12 protein-coding genes are annotated in these 14,367 nt (G+C 72.9%); all 12 read right to left on the reverse strand.

What is annotated here, in order from left to right; genetic code table 11:
• Positions 1 to 19 precede the first annotated feature (19 nt).
• The 12 genes from ACMYLB_RS09695 to ACMYLB_RS09750 all read right to left on the reverse strand — a co-directional run bounded on the left by ACMYLB_RS09695 (position 20) and on the right by ACMYLB_RS09750 (position 14,079).
• Entirely contained in the window at positions 20 to 1,396 is a 1,377-nt protein-coding gene (locus ACMYLB_RS09695) for an exopolysaccharide biosynthesis polyprenyl glycosylphosphotransferase (protein WP_415910721.1), read from the reverse strand.
• Positions 1,397 to 1,444: 48 nt separating this feature from the next.
• A complete protein-coding gene (locus ACMYLB_RS09700; protein ID WP_415910722.1) occupies positions 1,445 to 2,623 on the reverse strand; it encodes a glycosyltransferase in 1,179 nt (392 codons plus the stop codon).
• A 3-nt stretch (positions 2,624 to 2,626) separates the two neighbouring features.
• A complete protein-coding gene (locus ACMYLB_RS09705; protein WP_415910723.1) occupies positions 2,627 to 3,484 on the reverse strand; it encodes a glycosyltransferase family 2 protein in 858 nt (285 codons plus the stop codon).
• A gap of 96 nt (positions 3,485 to 3,580) precedes the next feature.
• The gene (locus tag ACMYLB_RS09710) at positions 3,581 to 4,954 is read right to left on the reverse strand and encodes an O-antigen ligase family protein (RefSeq protein WP_415910724.1); all 1,374 of its coding nucleotides are present in this window, start codon (positions 4,952 to 4,954) and stop codon (positions 3,581 to 3,583) included.
• Positions 4,951 to 6,063 (reverse strand): glycosyltransferase, encoded by a 1,113-nt coding sequence (locus ACMYLB_RS09715; RefSeq protein ID WP_415910725.1) that lies wholly within the window; start codon positions 6,061 to 6,063, stop codon positions 4,951 to 4,953. The genes ACMYLB_RS09710 and ACMYLB_RS09715 overlap by 4 nt, the downstream gene beginning before the upstream one ends.
• A gap of 2 nt (positions 6,064 to 6,065) precedes the next feature.
• Complete coding sequence (locus ACMYLB_RS09720) at positions 6,066 to 7,229, reverse strand: glycosyltransferase family 4 protein (protein ID WP_415910726.1); 1,164 nt, start codon at positions 7,227 to 7,229, stop codon at positions 6,066 to 6,068.
• A complete protein-coding gene (locus ACMYLB_RS09725) occupies positions 7,229 to 8,416 on the reverse strand; it encodes a glycosyltransferase family 4 protein (protein WP_415910727.1) in 1,188 nt (395 codons plus the stop codon). The genes ACMYLB_RS09720 and ACMYLB_RS09725 overlap by 1 nt, the downstream gene beginning before the upstream one ends.
• Positions 8,413 to 9,252, reverse strand: coding sequence for an FkbM family methyltransferase (locus tag ACMYLB_RS09730; protein WP_415910728.1), 840 nt, complete (start codon positions 9,250 to 9,252; stop codon positions 8,413 to 8,415). Before ACMYLB_RS09730 ends, ACMYLB_RS09725 begins: the two co-directional genes overlap by 4 nt.
• A 1-nt stretch (position 9,253) precedes the next feature.
• Positions 9,254 to 10,756: a hypothetical protein gene (locus tag ACMYLB_RS09735; protein ID WP_415910729.1), complete on the reverse strand. Its 1,503-nt coding sequence runs from the start codon at positions 10,754 to 10,756 to the stop codon at positions 9,254 to 9,256.
• On the reverse strand, positions 10,734 to 12,071 hold the full coding sequence (locus ACMYLB_RS09740) for a glycosyltransferase (RefSeq protein WP_415910730.1): 1,338 nt from the start codon (positions 12,069 to 12,071) through the stop codon (positions 10,734 to 10,736). The genes ACMYLB_RS09735 and ACMYLB_RS09740 overlap by 23 nt, the downstream gene beginning before the upstream one ends.
• Positions 12,068 to 12,700, reverse strand: coding sequence for a class I SAM-dependent methyltransferase (locus tag ACMYLB_RS09745; protein ID WP_415911059.1), 633 nt, complete (start codon positions 12,698 to 12,700; stop codon positions 12,068 to 12,070). Before ACMYLB_RS09745 ends, ACMYLB_RS09740 begins: the two co-directional genes overlap by 4 nt.
• Positions 12,697 to 14,079 (reverse strand): PIG-L family deacetylase, encoded by a 1,383-nt coding sequence (locus tag ACMYLB_RS09750; RefSeq protein WP_415911060.1) that lies wholly within the window; start codon positions 14,077 to 14,079, stop codon positions 12,697 to 12,699. The genes ACMYLB_RS09745 and ACMYLB_RS09750 overlap by 4 nt, the downstream gene beginning before the upstream one ends.
• Between the last annotated feature and the right edge of the window lie 288 nt (positions 14,080 to 14,367).

The following is a 14,367-nucleotide window of genomic DNA, read 5'->3' on the forward strand; positions in this document are numbered from 1 at the left end:
ATTCCAGCGCGCGACCGGTTCAGCGCCCCATCCCGAACAGCATCACGTGGATCGTCTTCAGCACGATCGAGGCATCGAGCACGAAGGAGAAGTGCTTGATGTAGTAGAGGTCATACTCGAGCTTGCGCATCGTGTCCTCGAGGTTGGCGCCGTAGGGATAGTTGACCTGCGCCCAGCCGGTGATGCCCGGCTTGACGAGGTGGCGGAAGTGGTAGCACGCGATCTTGCGCTCGTAGTCGTCAACGAGCTTCACCCACTCGGCCCGCGGTCCGATGAGGCTCATGTCGCCCTTGAGGACGTTCCAGAGCTGCGGGGCCTCGTCGATCCGCGCGGCGCGGAGGAAGCGGCCGAGGGGCGTGATGCGGTCGTCGTGCTCGCGGGTGTAGACGTCGCCGCCCTGGTGCACGCGCATGGTGCGGAGCTTGTAGGCCTCGAAGAGCACGCGGTTGCGGCCGACGCGCGTCTGGTGGAAGAAGACCGGGCCGCGGTCCGTCAGCCAGATGCCCAGCGCGAGGACCGGCAGCAGCGGCGCGAACAGGAGCAGGCCGATCGCCGAGAGCACGATGTCGCTGAGGCGCTTCAGGCGCTCGAAGACCGGCTCGCGGGCGATCTGGAAGCCCTCCTGGAAGAGCCAGGTCTGGTTGAGGCGGTAGAGCGGGATCTTGCGCCAGTAGACCTGGTGGAAGAGCTCGAGCGTGTAGGTGGGCACGCCGGTGAAGCTCAGCTCGATCAGCCGCTGGGCGACGGCCGATGGCAGCTCGTGGCTCGATTCGCGCAGGATCACCGCGTCGATCTGCCCGGAGTATTCCTCGAGGTAGTCGACGACGTCGCCGAACGGCGGGGTGGAGACGGTCTTGTCCCGCGGGGCGCGCGCGGCGGAGCGGACGAAGGTCTCGTGCGTCGCGTAGAGCACGGACTGTTTCATCGCGTTCTTCCGGCACTCCTCCTTGAACGCCAGGCAGCTCTCGGGGCTGCCGAGGAAGAGGAAGTAGCGCTGCTGCTCGCCGGTGTGGACGCGCCGGTAGAAGAACCGGCGATACCAGAGCGAAATGGGAATGACGGCGAGATACGAGACGGAGGTGACGAAGCGCGAACTCTGCAGCTGGAAACCGACCGGGATGAACGCGTAGGTGAGCAGCAGCGTCAGCAGCAGGACGCCGATCTGCGCGATGACGTGCAGCGACGCGTAGGTGACCGAGAGCATGTCGGTGCGCGCGCTGTAGCCGTCGATCAGATAGACGCCGAGGAAGTGGATCACGACCGGGAGGAAGAGCGGCGAGAGGATCCACTGCTCGTGGCCGACGCCGTAGAGCCAGGCCACGAGGTTGAAGGCGCAGACGACGGACAGCGCGTCGAGGACGACGAGAGCGATCGTGACTTGGCGGGCCTGGGTCATGCGGGCGGACCAAACTAAGCGAAGCGCCGGCGGCGGAAGCAACGCCGATCAGTCGGCGGCGGTCGATTCGAGCAGCGCATCCCAGCGCGCGACGAGATCGACGAAGCGAAAGTGCCGCTCGTAGACGCACCGTCCGGCGACGCCGGACGCGGCGGCGGCCGTGCGGTCGGCGTTCCATGCGCGCAGCGTCGCGGCGAGCGCGGTCGCGTCGCCGTTGGCGAGGGCGTGGCCGCCGCCCTCGGTGTCGAGGAGCGCGGCGAGGCCGCTGGGGCGCGGGCCGACGAACAGGGCCGGGCGGCCGGCGGCGAGCACGCCGGCGAGCTTGCTCGGCGCGACGAGCCGCTCGAAGCCGGGACGGAGCGTGACGAAGTGCGCGTCGGCCGCGGCGAGTGCGGCGGCGAGCCGGGCGCGCGGCTGCGCGGGGAAGAAGGCGACGTTGGCCAGCCCGCGGGCCGCGACGGCGGCGCGGACCTCCGCGCTGCGCGGGCCGCCGCCGACGAAGGCGAGGCGCACGCGCGGCTCGTCGCGCAGCAGCGCCGCGGCGTCGAGCAGCGTGGCGAACTCGTGCACGCGGCCGAGGTTGCCCGAGTAGACGGCGAGCAGCGCGTCGCCCGCGCCCCACTCGCGGCGCACCGCCGCGATGTCGTCGGGTCGGGCCGGGAGGTCGAGTTCCGGCGGGGCCCAGTTGGGCAGGGCCACGGCGCGGTCGGGCGCGACGCCGGCGGCGAGGACGGTGGCGCGCATGTCGTCGCTGACCGGCACGCACAGGGCGCTGGCACGCCAGGCGCGATTGCGCGCGAGGCGGAGCGGGAGGAGCGCGGGCGCGGCCCAGGCGCCGAGGTGGGCGGACAGGACCTCCGGATAGATGTCCTGGATCCACTGCACGACGCGCGCGCCGTGCGCGCGCGCCAGCTCGGTGGCGGCGACGGCGAGCAGCGGCGGGTCGGTTTTCAGGATGACGACGTCGCCGGGCGCGACGAGCCGGCGGAGCTCGCGGCGGGCGCCGCGGAGGAAATGGCCGTAGCGGGCGAGCCGCCCGGCCGGCTCCGCGCCGGTGCGGTGGATGGTGACGCCGCGGAACTCCGGGGCGCCGTCGCCGGCGGCGATGACGTGCACGTCGCGCCCGCGCGCGGCGAGCGCGGCGGCGAGGTCGGTGAGCAGCTGCGCGGTCGCGGCCTCGCTGGGCCAGAACACGCGGTTGACGAAGATGAGCTTGGGGCGGCGCAAGCGTCAGGATTTCCGGCGCCGCAGCTCGACGGCCTTGGCGGCGCTGAGGAACTCATACCAGCCCATGAGGCGGCAGAAGATGAAGCCGCGGTAGCCGTCGAGGAAGCCGGCGCGCCACACGTAGTGGTAGAGGAAGCGCAGGGTCGGGCGGAAGGGCAGGCGCCAGGCCAGCTGGCGCAGGCGGCGCTTGCGGGCGAGCGCCGCGTCGATCGCGGCGGTCGAGGCGCCGCCGGTGGCGGCGAGCTGCTGGCGCGCCTCCCAGTTGGAGTAGCGGTTGTGCTTCTCCACCCAGGTGGCGAGGTCGGGGAAGGCGTAGTGCTCCATCTCGCCGCGGAGGTAGCCGGCGGTGCCGTCGAGGAGGACGTGCTCGTGCACCTCGTTGTCGCCGCTGCCCGTGTCGCCGGTGGCGGCGGGCTGCTCGTAGCGGCCGAGGCGGTGGCGGAAGAAGCGGAGGTTCCAGCTCGGGTAGTAGCCGCAGTGGTTGAGCCAGCCGTCGAGGAACCAGAAGCGGCGGTTCACGTAGTAGCCGTCGTGCTCCGGCTGCGCGGCGGTCGCGATGGCGCGCAGCTCGGCGGCGAGCTCCGGCGTCACGCGCTCGTCGGCGTCGATGATGAACACCCACTCGTTGCGCCAGGGCAGGGTGGCCAGGGCCCAGTTCTTCTTCTTCGGGAACTCGCCGTTCCACTCGAATTCGAGGAAGCACGCGCCGGCCGCCTCGGCGATGCGGCGGGTGTCGTCGGTGCTGGCGGAGTCGACGACGATGACCTCGTTGCAGAAGGCGACCGAGGCGAGGCACGCGGCGAGGTTGGCAGCCTCGTTCTTGGTGGGGATGAGGACGGAGATCGGGGCGAGGTCAGGCATGGGCGGGAGGGACGGCGGCGGACTCGCGGCGCTGGGCGACGAGGTCGAGGCGCGCGTAGGCCGCGGCGAGGTAGAGCGAGGACCAGAAGGCGATCATCACGGACGGATTGGCGAAGGAAACTCCATCGCGGCGTAGAGCAGGACGAGCCCGCAGCCGGCGAGCAGGTAGCGCGGCACCAGCGAATCGACCCGGCGCCAGGCGACGGCGCGCAGGGGCGCGAGGCCGAGCAGCACGAGCAGGCCGGTGCCGACGAAGCCGACCTCGGCCAGCGCCTGCAGCCAGTCGTTGTGCGCCTCGGCGTAGAACGGCTTCCAGCCGCCCGGCCCCGGATCGGGGGCGGAATTGTAGATCATGAAGACGTTGGCGTAGGTCTCGAGCCCCCAGCCGAAGACCGGGCGCGCGGCGGCCATGGTCCAGGTGTCGCGGTAGAGCCGCAGGCGCTGGTTGAGCGTGGTCTCGTGCCGCATGTCCTCGAGCTGGCGGACGGTCGCCTGGGTGCGCACGGCGATGACGTTGCGGCTGAGCGCGAGGATGCCGGCGGCGGCGAGCGCGGCGACGAGGACGATGCCGGCGATCGGCAGGGCGCTGGATTCGTGGTGCGCGCGGCGCGCGCGGGCGAGGCGGACGAGGAAATGCGCCAGGGCGCCGCCGAGGAAGAGGGCGAGCAGCACGGAGCTGGAGCGCGAGCCGCTGAGCGGCGCGGTGGCGGCCAGCAGCAGGGTGGCGACGGCGCCGCCGAGCACGGGCGAGTGCCAGAGGTCGCGGTGCTGGCCGCGCCGCAGGGCGTGGAAGACCAGGGCGAGGCAGGCGCCGGCGTTGAGCAGGGTGAAGGCGCCCCAGTGGTTGTGGTAGACGAAGGTGGCGAAGAAGAAATCGTTGGGCGACTTCACCCGGCCGAACCACAGGCCGTCCGCGTGGATGAGCTTCTGCAGCGAGCCGAAGACGGCGAGCGCGATGGCGTTGGCCGCGACGACGTAGAGGAGCTGGCGCAGGCGGCGGCGGCCCTGGAGGACGAAGAGGGCGTTGTAGCAGGAGAGCACGATGCCGTTGAACTGCCAGAGCTCCGCCAGCGAGAGGTCGGGCCGCGCGCTGCTCGGCAGCCACGGCCAGCGCGGCGTGACGTGGCGGAAGAAGGCCTCGCTCCCGCTCTGCATCAGCTCGGTGCTCGGGTTCCACGCGCTGACGAGCACGAGCGCGTCGAAGGCCAGCAGCGGCCAGAGGTGGCCGAGGAGCTGGCGCAGGGACTCGCCGCGCACCGAGCGGCGGCCGGCCACCATGACCAAGAGCGCGATGCCGACCGTGCCCCAGATCGCCAGCAGGTGCCGCACCCACGGCGCCTGGCCGCCGAAGCCCCAGGACGTGCCGACGATGAGCACGGCGAGGTGCGCGACGACGAGGCGTTCCCACCACTCGCTGCGGCGGGAGCGGACGGAGTCGTCGCGGAAGGAGCGTTCGACCGGGGCGGTCACGGCTTCAGGCTGCGGTAGAAATCGAGCAGGCGCGCCGCGGCGCGCTGCCAGGTGAACTCCTGCGCGACCCAGGCGCGGCCGCGGGCGCCGCGGGCGGCGAGCTCGCCGGCGGGCGCGGCGAGCGCGGCGTGCAGCGCGGCGGGATAGTCCGCCCAGGCCACGCACGCGCCGGCCGCGCGGGCGGCGAGGCCGGTCCACGGCGTCGTGTCTGTCACCAGCGCGGGCACGCCGGCGGCGAGCGCCTCGGCGACGACGAGGCCGAAGTTCTCTGAGTGCGACGGCAGGAGGAAGAGCTCGGCGGCGGCGAACGGCGGCGGGCGCGTGCGGCCGTCGGCGACGACGATCCGGTCGGCGGCGCGGGCGCACCAGCCCTGCACCTCGGCGAGGGTGTATTCCTCGGGCACGCCGGCGACGAGCAGCACCCAGTCGACGGGGGCGCTCGTCCGCCAGAGGTCGATGAGCTCGCGCAGGCGCTTCTTGCGATGGAAGCGCGAGTAGAAGAGCGCGACGCGACGCGAGGCGAGGAGCGGGAACTCGGCGTGCCAGGCCGCGCGGGCGGCGGCGAGGTCGGCGGGCGTGGGCAGCTCGACGCCGTTGGGCGCGACGCAGACCGGCTGCCGGAAGCCGAGGCGGCGGATGTCGTCGGCTTCCTCCTCGCTGGTGGCGTGCCAGCCGGCGGCGGCGCGCAGGGCGCCGGGATGCACGAACCAGCCGGCGAGGCGCTTGCGCCAGCGGCGGTGCTGCCAGGCCCAGCCGCTCATCATGCCGCGCGGCGAAATCACGAGCGGCACGCCGCGGCGGCGGGCGGCGTCGTGCGCGTAGCGCAGCGTGAGCAGCCACAGCGCGTGCGAGTGAATGACGTCGTAGCCCGTGGTGGCGAGGCGGCGGTCGAGGCCGGCCGAGGCGCAGAGCCAGCGCGGCGCCTCGCGCTCGTAGACGTGGATGGCCGCGGCGTCGTCGGCGGGCGGCAGCATGTGCTGGCCCGGCTCCAGCGTGGTGAGCAGGTCGGTCGTGACCGTCGCGGCCATGGCATTGGCGAGGGCGCGGACGGATTTCGAGGGCCCGCCGTGGCGGTCCTCGAGGCTGGGGACGACGTGGCAGAGGTGCATCGTCAGCGCGGGGCGAGCGTGGCGAAGTCGGCGAGGAGGCTCTCGGCGAACACGGGGAAGTCGTAGCGGCGGGCGTCGGCCTGCGCCGTCGCGGCCAGGGCGCGGCGCCGCGCGGCGTCGCGCACGGCCGGCTCGAGCGCGTCGGCGAGCCGCGTCGGCGCATCGGGCGCGGCGTGGCCGAAGACGAAGCCGTTTTCGCCGTGGCGAATGAAGTCGCGGAAGCACGCCAGGTCCGAGACCACCGGCACGGCGCCGGCGGCCATCGCCTCGACGACGGCGACGCCGAACGTCTCGCCCTCGGCGGCGAGGCTCGGGTAGCAGAACACGTCGAGGCGTTGGTAGATGCCGGCGAGCACGCGGTCGTTGAACTGCGGATCGAGCAGGTGGAAGCGCGTCGGGGAAAGGGCCTGGCCGAGGCGGTGGAGGAGGCGGTTGCGGAAATCGGCGCCCGAGCCGCCGCGGGCGACGTCGGCGGGACCGCAGAGGACGACGCGCCAGGGCGGCAGGCCGGGGCGGGCGGCGAGCAGCTTCAGCGCCTCGGCGAGCAGCAGCAGGCCCTTCTCCTGGTTGATGCGGCCGACGAAGCCGAGCGTCACCTCGTCGGGCGAGCTGCGCTTGGGCAGGAAGAGCGGCTCCGCCTGCGGGGTGGCGAGGAGCGCGTGGTTGATCGGGTAGCCGGTGACGCGGATGGCGGGGGCGAGCGCCGGGTTCTCCGCCGCGACGCGCGCGCGGACGAGGCCGCTGGGGGCGAGGACGCGTGCGAGCGCGCGGTAGCGGCGGTATTGGCCCTTGGGCATGCGGCCGCACATGACGACGACGCGGCCGGCGGCGGGCTTCCAGCGGCCGAGCCACATCGGGAGCGCGACGGCGTTGCAGACGACGATGTCGGCCGGTGGCAGCTGGCGGAACACGCGCCAGCTCCAGGCGAGGTCGAGGAGCAGGTTCTTCCAGAGCTGCGACTGGTGGTCCTGGCCCGGCAGGCGCACGTGCTCGACGCCGTCGATGGTCTCGCGGTCGGGGAGGCCGCGCCAGGTGCGCGAGACGGACACGACCCGGTGGCCGCGCGCGGCGAACTCGCGCCCGAGCTGGAACCAGGTCTTCTCGGTCGAGCCGCCGCTGAGCGGGGGCACGGGGAGGAAGAAGCCGTTGACGATCGTGATGCGCATCAGCGGGGCGGCAGGCTGGCGAGGGCGGCGAGGAGGCCGGCGGTGGCCTGCTCGTAGGTGTAGCCGCCGACGCGCTCGCGGGCGTGCGCGCCCAGGCGCTCGAGCGCGTCGGCCGGCGTGCGCAGGGCGGCGCGCAGGGTGGCGGCGAGCGCGGCGGGATCCGCCGCGGGGAAGACCCAGCCGGTCTCGCCCGGCGTGACGAGGTCGCGCTGGCAGCCGACGAGGTCGGAGACGAGGCACGGCAGGCCGAGGTGCATGGCCTCGTTCACCGCCAGGCCCCAGGTCTCGTAGCCGCCGCGCGAGGGCAGGGCGAAGAGGTCGCCGACGAGGTAGCGCGACGGCATCTCGCTCTGGTTGGCGAAGGGCAGGAAGCGCACCTCGCGGTCGCGCGCGCGGAGGCGGGCGAGCTCCTCGAGCGCGGCGCGCTCGGGGCCGTCGCCGACGAAGACGAGGGCGTCGCCCCGGGTGCCGACCTCATGGAAGGCGCGCAGGAGCTCGAGCGGCTGCTTGCGCTCGTGGAGCTTGCCGGCGAACACGACGACGCGGCGGCCATCGAGGCCGAGCTCGCTGCGGAGGTGGGCGGCGGCGCGGCGCGTGGCGGCGTCGCCGGCGTCGAAGCGCGCGGCGTCGACCGCGTGCGGGGCGAAGAAGAGCTTGCGCTCCGGCACGCCGAAGGCGCGGTAGTAGTCGCGGTTGGCCAGGCCGACCGTGGCGAAGGCGGCGAACTGCCGGAAGAGCAGGCCGAGCAGCGCGCGCCGCGGCAGCGCCGGTGCGCCGCGGCCGAGGAGGTGCGAGTCGCCCCGGAGGAGGACCGGCACGCGGTGGCGGCGCGCCCACCAGAGCGCGCGGAGGTGCGAACGCCAGTTGTAGCCGAAGAGCAGCAGCGCGTCGGGGCGCCAGGCGGCGAGGCGGTCGGCCAGCGCGGGGTTGTCGAGGCCGTTGAAATGATGGGTGCCGGGGTCGCGGGCGACGTTGGGGACGAACTCGGAGTCGTAGCCGGAGAGCAGGTCGACGTCCCACTGGATCGTCTTGCCGAACTGCGGGTCGTGCTGGGGCGTGACGCCGAACTCCCAGAGGTAGAAGACGCGGAACTCGAGCGCGCGGCGGGCGGCGAGCCACTGGAACCACGGGCTGTAGTATTGCACGGGGTGCGAGAGCACCACGGCGAGCCGGCGGGGCGAACTCATGCGGGCGGGATCAGGCCGCTGGCGGGGTGGAGGAACAGCGCGTTGTCGCCCTGGCGGGCGAGCGGGCCGATCGCGGGCACCAGGCGGTCGCGGCGGGCGACGAAGGGGCGGTAGCCGTAGGCCTCGAGCGTCCGGCCGACGCCGGGGCCCGAGTCGCCGAGGATCTCGGCGTGGATGGCGGAGATGCGGCCGGCGGCCAGGGCCTGGGCGGCGCCGGCGAGCGCGGCGGGTTCGCCGCCCTCCATGTCGAGTTTCCAGAGGTCGATGCGCTCGAGCCCGAGCCGGGCCATCTCGTCGTCGACGGTGACGAGCGGGATGGCCTCGCCCTCGGCGGCGTCGAGGCGGTTCCACGAGCCGTGCAGCGTGGCGTCGCCGACGGTCTTGAGGAAGGCCTGGCCCGGCGCGGCGGCGAGGCCGGCGGGGCTGACGGTGACGTTGGCCAGGTGGTTGCCGGTGACGCCGCGCTGCAGCCACGCGCGGGCGGCGGCGCCGGGTTCGTAGGCGAAGACGCGGGCGTCGCCGAGCAGGCTGACGAAGTAGAGCGTCGTCTGGCCGATGTTCGCGCCGGAGTCGAAGACCGTGTGGATGCGCGCGCGGTTGGCGAGCAGCCAGCGCCAGAAGGCGTAGCCCTCGTAGTAGCCGTAGACGATCCAGCGGTGGGTGACGTTGGCGAGGTCGAGCTCCCAGGGGATGCCCGGGCGCGTCTCGACCCAGGCGGTGCCGTGGCGGGCGAGCGAGGCGCCGAAGAGTTTTTCCATGACGCGCAGCTTGCCGCGGAACTCGTAGCGGCGGAGCCAGCGCAGGAGCGGGGGGAGCGGGACGAGGGAGGGGGGCATGTTAGGCGCCGAAGCTGCGGACGAACATTGGCACGCCGAGGACGGCGACGCAGGCTTGGAAGAGCGAACTCAGCCAGATGCTCAGGGTGAGTTCCACCTGAAAACTCCAGGCGATCAGCACGACGAGCAGCAGGCCGCCGTAGGAGACGAGCGGGCTCTCCGAGCCCCAGGTGGTGACCTTCTTGAGCATGGTGCCGACGAGGAGGCCGAGCGCACCCAGGCCGTAGAAGCCGAAGTTCGCGTAGGCCTCGGCCAGCATGCCGAAGCCGATCGTGGTGGTCTTGGTGTCCTCCTCCGTCTGCAGGCCGAAGTAGCGGGAGAGCTTGTTGGTGCTGATGTGGCCGACGGGCTTGTCGGGCCAGAAGAAGCGCGGCACGAACTGGCCCGGGATGTATTTGTAGGTTTCGCCGTAGAGGTAGTCCTGCCGCTCGGGGCAGACGGAGACGACGAGGCACATGATGTGGAAGAGCGAGGTGCGTTCGAGGAGCTTGCTGGTAGAGCCCTTCTGCCGCTCGTCGTCGTCGTGGGACTGCAAGCCCGACTGGATCCACTCGGCGTAGAAGGAGGGCAGGTCGGTGACGCCGATCTGCGGGGCGTCGCTGTTCCAGTATTTCGCGCGCAGCGCGCTCTTGCCGTTGTGGAGCACGGCGATCAGCGGCAGCACGAGGATCAGCGCGATGAACGGCACGCGGCGCGCGGCGGAGACGTAGCCGAGCAGCAGGAGCACGATCATCGAGATGCCGCCGACGAGGAAGAGCGACGCGCACTGCAGGATGAACTGGATGACGAAGTTCACCACGAAGAAGATCAGGTCGGGCCGCGCGATCGTGCCCGCGCCCCAGCGGCGGGCGGCGAGGAAGGTGGCGACAATGCCGATGCCGAAGAAGGCCGCGCGCAGGATGCCCTCGGTCTCGTTGGGCAGGAACTTGAAGAGCAGGTCGCGGTAGAAGAGCGAAAACAGGGTGTAGAGGCTCGTCAGCGCCATGCCGTAGGACAGGTAGCGGCTGAGCTTGTCGGTGACGATCGGATCGGTCCAGAACGGGGTCCGCTTCGGCCGGGCGCGCACGAGGAGATAGCACCCGATGGCGCAGCCCTGGAAGAGGATCACGCCCAGCGCGGCGGTGCTGATCGTGTCGGGATGGTAGAAGCCGAGTTGCTGGTGTCCGCTCAGCAGCGGGATGGCGTAGGCGTTCACCGTGGTGAGCATGAACGTCTCGAAGATCGGGAACGGCTTCGCGTCGCCCTTGGCCCAGAGCAGGGCGGGCAGGCAGCCGAGGCAGAGCATGATCAGCCCGAGGTAGAGGTGGAACGGGTCGTCGACGTGGGCCGACTTCGCGAAGTAGAGCACCAGCGCGGTCGTGCCGATCAGACCGTAGAGGAACAGGCTCTGGTCGTGCGCGGCGTCGCCGGGTTTGCGCGGGGCGTTGAGGTAGTCGACGATCTCCGCATCGACCGACGGTTCGGGCGGAGGCGGAGGGGGCTCAGGAGTTGGTGGGAACATCATGAGAGTGGGCGGCGAGCGCGGCGTCGAAGAGCGCGCACTGGCGGCGGGTGAGGGCCGCCGCGGTCAGGTTGCGGGCGAACCAATCGTCGCAGCGCGGAGAGTGCAACTCGGCCGGCCGTCCGGCGGCGGCCGCGGCGAGATAGGCGGCGACCTCCTGGGCCGGCTGCATCTCCCGGCCGGGCTGGAGCAGCCGGACGAGCCGCGCGCTGCGCAGGTGCTCCACCAGGCGCTCGAGCAGGCTGTCCGCATGGGCCAGCGCGAGCGTGGGCCGGGCGGCGAGGTAGTAGGGGTAGAGCTTGGAGGGCGAGTAGCTCGGGTCGTCGGTGCCGAGCAGGACGAGGCCGTCCGCCGCGCGCATGAAGCGCAGGGAATCCATGTAGCCGACGCGCGCGGGCAGTTCCGCGACGAGGTCGCCGACGCCGTAGGCCTCGGCGATCGGCTGGGCGAATTTCGTGGCGTGTTCCGGGCTCGCGTAGGAGGTGCCGACGAAGTGCAGGCGCACGCGCGCGGCGAGTTCCGGCTGGGTGTCGCGCAGCCGCCGCAGTCCGGAAAACAGCACGCGGACGGCGTGGCTGAAGGGCGGGCCGAGTCCGCCGGTGGCGACGAGGTTGAAGACGCCCGGCGGAAGCGGCGGGAGCGCGGCGCCCGCCTGGGGATGCGCGCCGACGAACTCGAAGTCCGCCTGCGGGGCGCCGAAGGGGATCACGGCGTGCGGCGGCAGCTGCGACCACTGGTAGCGCGCGCGCAGGTCGCGGAGGTAGTGGGGCGAGACGCTCATCAGCCCGGCGGCGTCGCGGAGGGTGCGCTCCTCGAACAGCCAGGCGGTGAAGCGGGCGAACTGGTATTTCCAGCCGCCGGGCGGATTCGGCGCGCCCGGCCGCTCGTAGTAGTCGCTGCGCCACGGGTCCTGCAGGTCGACGACGTAGGGCACGCCGAAGCGGCGCTTCCAGAGGCGACCGAGCGGCGTGACCAGATACTGGGTGGTGCTGAAGAAAACGAGGTCGAAGCGCTCGCGGGCCAGCCGGTCGAACGCGGCGCGGTTCAGCTGCGGCGCGCAGCGGATGCCGAGGTTGTTGATGCCGATCAGCCGGGTCAGCTCGCGCCGGAACGCCCCGCAGTGATGCACCGCGACGTCGCGCGGCAGGCTCTCAAGGAGGGAATCGTCCCGCCAGTCCGCCCGGTGCTGCGGGTCGACCGCGAGCACGACCGGTTCCCAGCCGAACTGGCGGTAATACGGCAGCGACATGCGCACGCGCTGGCAATCCGGCGCGTTCACCGGCGGGAAGTGCGGGCTGATGATCAGGACGCGTCTCACGCGGCGGGGGATCTTGGGCGCAGCACGCGGATGTCCCACACCTGCTTGCCGTCGGCGCTCATCACGGCGGTGGCGTGCACGGTGTCGCAGACGCCGGCCATGCGCCGCCATTGCGCGGCGTAGGCGCCGAAGCGGAAGTGGGAGAGGAAGAACAGCCCGCCTGGCGCGAGGTGGGCGCCAAAGGCGCGCAGCGTCGCCGCCGGGTCCCGCGCGTAGCCGATGCACTCGTTGAACGAGATCGCCTCGAACTGCCCGTCGGGGCGCCACGTCTCGTAGTCGCCCTCGGCGAATTCCATGCCCGGCAGCTGCAGCGCGCGGGCGCGCGCCACGGCCTCGGTGGAGAGGTCGACGCCGAGGTAGCGGGCGAACGGGTAGGGGCGGAACACGGTGGCGAGGCGGCCGCTGCCGCAGCCGAGGTCGAGCACGCGCGGCGCCGCGGGGAAGTGGTGGTGGATCGCGCCCGCGAGCACGAGGTTGCGCGGCAGCTCGTCCCAGCCGAAGAAGTGGTCCCAGTTGCCCGAGCGGTATTCGCGGTCGAGCGCCTCCTTCGCGATCGGGCGGCCGTAGCCGGCGGGATCGCGGACGAATTTCTGGAGCAGGCGGTCCTTGAGTCGGGCGAGGGGATTCATGGGCGGGAAGCGGGGCGGCGGAAGTAGAGCTCGACCGGCGCCGCCGCGGCGGCGGTGAGCACGGCGGGCAGGTGCGGGAGCTGGGAGGCGTGGCAGGCGAGCGCGCGCCGGCACGCGGGCCGCCACGGCGCGGCGGCGAGGGAGAAATTCTCGTCCGCGCGCAGGAGCTGGCGGCGCAGGCGCAGCGCGTTCCACCACGCCCAGACGGGGTATTCCCAGACCACGGGGGTCGCGCCGGCGACGCTCAGCGCCTCGCGCGCGAGCCACACTGCGGCGTCGTGCTCGGTGCTGCCCTCGCCGAGCAGGGGCAGGAAGACGTGCCGCGCGCGCACCGCGGCGATCCGCTCGGCCAGGCGCGCCACCACGCGGGCGTGCGCGTCGGGGTCCAGCCGGTCGAGCTCGCCGTCGGGCGCGTCGAGGAAGGTGGCGTGCGCGGCGCCGAGGCCGAGCGCGGCCAGGGCGGCGAGCGCCTCGGCCCGGCGCCGCGCGGCCCGCTCGGCGTGCGTGGCGCCGGGCGACCAGCCGGCGCCGGCGCTGTCGGAGACGAACGCGACGTGCGCCGGGGCGCCCGCCGCCGCGAGGGCGGCGAGGAGCGCGCCGCAGCCGAGCGTCTCGTCGTCCGCATGCGGCGCCACGACCAGCACGCCGACGCGCGGCAGCGGCAGCGGCCGGCTGTTGGCGGCGAGGAGGCCGCGCATCAGCGCGGCGAGGCGGAGGCGGAGCGATGCCTTCACGTCGAAGCGGGGGAGGCAGATCGGGCCAGTAGTCGGCGATGTCGAACGGCTCGGCCGGGGGCAGGCCCGCGCGCAGGATGGCGTTGAAGATCCGCAGCTGCTGCGCCGAGACGGCCGCGGCGGTGTAGGAACTCTGCAGCCGCGCCGTGTCGAGCGGCAGCGCCGCGGGGTCGGGCTGGCCGCGGAGGAGGGCGCGCAGCGCGGTGACGAGCGGCGCGATCGCTTCCTCCCGCCGCGCGGGATCGAAGGTGATGAGCGAGGCGCCGCCGATCTCGCGCATCCGGGTCTCGAGCACGCTGTCGCGCGGCGCGAGCGCGAGCGTCGGCTTGCCGGCCATGAGCGTCGGGTAGATTTTCGACGGCGAGTAGGCGCGGTCCTCGGAGCCGACGAGGAGCGCCACGTCGGTCTCGAGCAGGAGCTGGAGGGCGTCGAGGTAGCCGATGCGCGCGGGAGATTCGTGCACCTGGGCGGCGAGGCCGTGCCGGGCGGCCAGCGCGGTGGTGGTGGCCTCGCCCTGGCCGGCGCGGGCGTAGGAGGTGCCGTGGAAGAAGAGCTCGATCCGCGGCGGGGCGTCGCCGAGCCGGGCGACGGCGGCGAAGAGCAGGTCGAGCGCCGGGAGCATGTCGCCGCCGAGGCGGCCGGCATAGGCGATCTTGACCGTCGGCGTGGCGGGCAGCAGCCGCGGCGTCTGCGGCGCGCGCTGGCGGACGAGGGCGAAGTCCGCGTCGGGCGCGCCGAAGGTGACGACCGAGCCGCGCTCCGCCGCGAACCACGGGTAGCGCCGCTGCAGCACCTCGAGGTAGGCGGACGACACGCTGATGACGTGCGCGCAGTGCCGCAGCGTCCAGCCCTCGAGGAGTTTCGCCGAGGCGTAGGCGAAGAGGTATTTCCAGCCGCCGGGCGGGCGCGGCGCGCCGGGCTGGCGGTAATACT

The sequence above is a fragment of the Oleiharenicola sp. Vm1 genome, assembly GCF_047777955.1.
Taxonomy (GTDB): domain Bacteria; phylum Verrucomicrobiota; class Verrucomicrobiia; order Opitutales; family Opitutaceae; genus Didemnitutus.

Bases quoted from the DNA above. Each gene is read 5' to 3' on its own strand.
- ACMYLB_RS09705 (WP_415910723.1), bottom strand. From the start codon at position 3,484: ATGCCTGACCTCGCCCCGATCTCCGTCCTCATCCCCACCAAGAACGAG.
- ACMYLB_RS09750 (WP_415911060.1), bottom strand. From the start codon at position 14,079: ATGCCGGCCGCCTCGGCGGCGACATGCTCCCGGCGCTCGACCTGCTCT.
- ACMYLB_RS09695 (WP_415910721.1), bottom strand. From the start codon at position 1,396: ATGACCCAGGCCCGCCAAGTCACGATCGCTCTCGTCGTCCTCGACGCG.
- ACMYLB_RS09725 (WP_415910727.1), bottom strand. From the start codon at position 8,416: ATGAGTTCGCCCCGCCGGCTCGCCGTGGTGCTCTCGCACCCCGTGCAA.
- ACMYLB_RS09720 (WP_415910726.1), bottom strand. From the start codon at position 7,229: ATGCGCATCACGATCGTCAACGGCTTCTTCCTCCCCGTGCCCCCGCTC.
- ACMYLB_RS09715 (WP_415910725.1), bottom strand. From the start codon at position 6,063: ATGCACCTCTGCCACGTCGTCCCCAGCCTCGAGGACCGCCACGGCGGG.
- ACMYLB_RS09730 (WP_415910728.1), bottom strand. From the start codon at position 9,252: ATGCCCCCCTCCCTCGTCCCGCTCCCCCCGCTCCTGCGCTGGCTCCGC.
- ACMYLB_RS09735 (WP_415910729.1), bottom strand. From the start codon at position 10,756: ATGATGTTCCCACCAACTCCTGAGCCCCCTCCGCCTCCGCCCGAACCG.
- ACMYLB_RS09745 (WP_415911059.1), bottom strand. From the start codon at position 12,700: ATGAATCCCCTCGCCCGACTCAAGGACCGCCTGCTCCAGAAATTCGTC.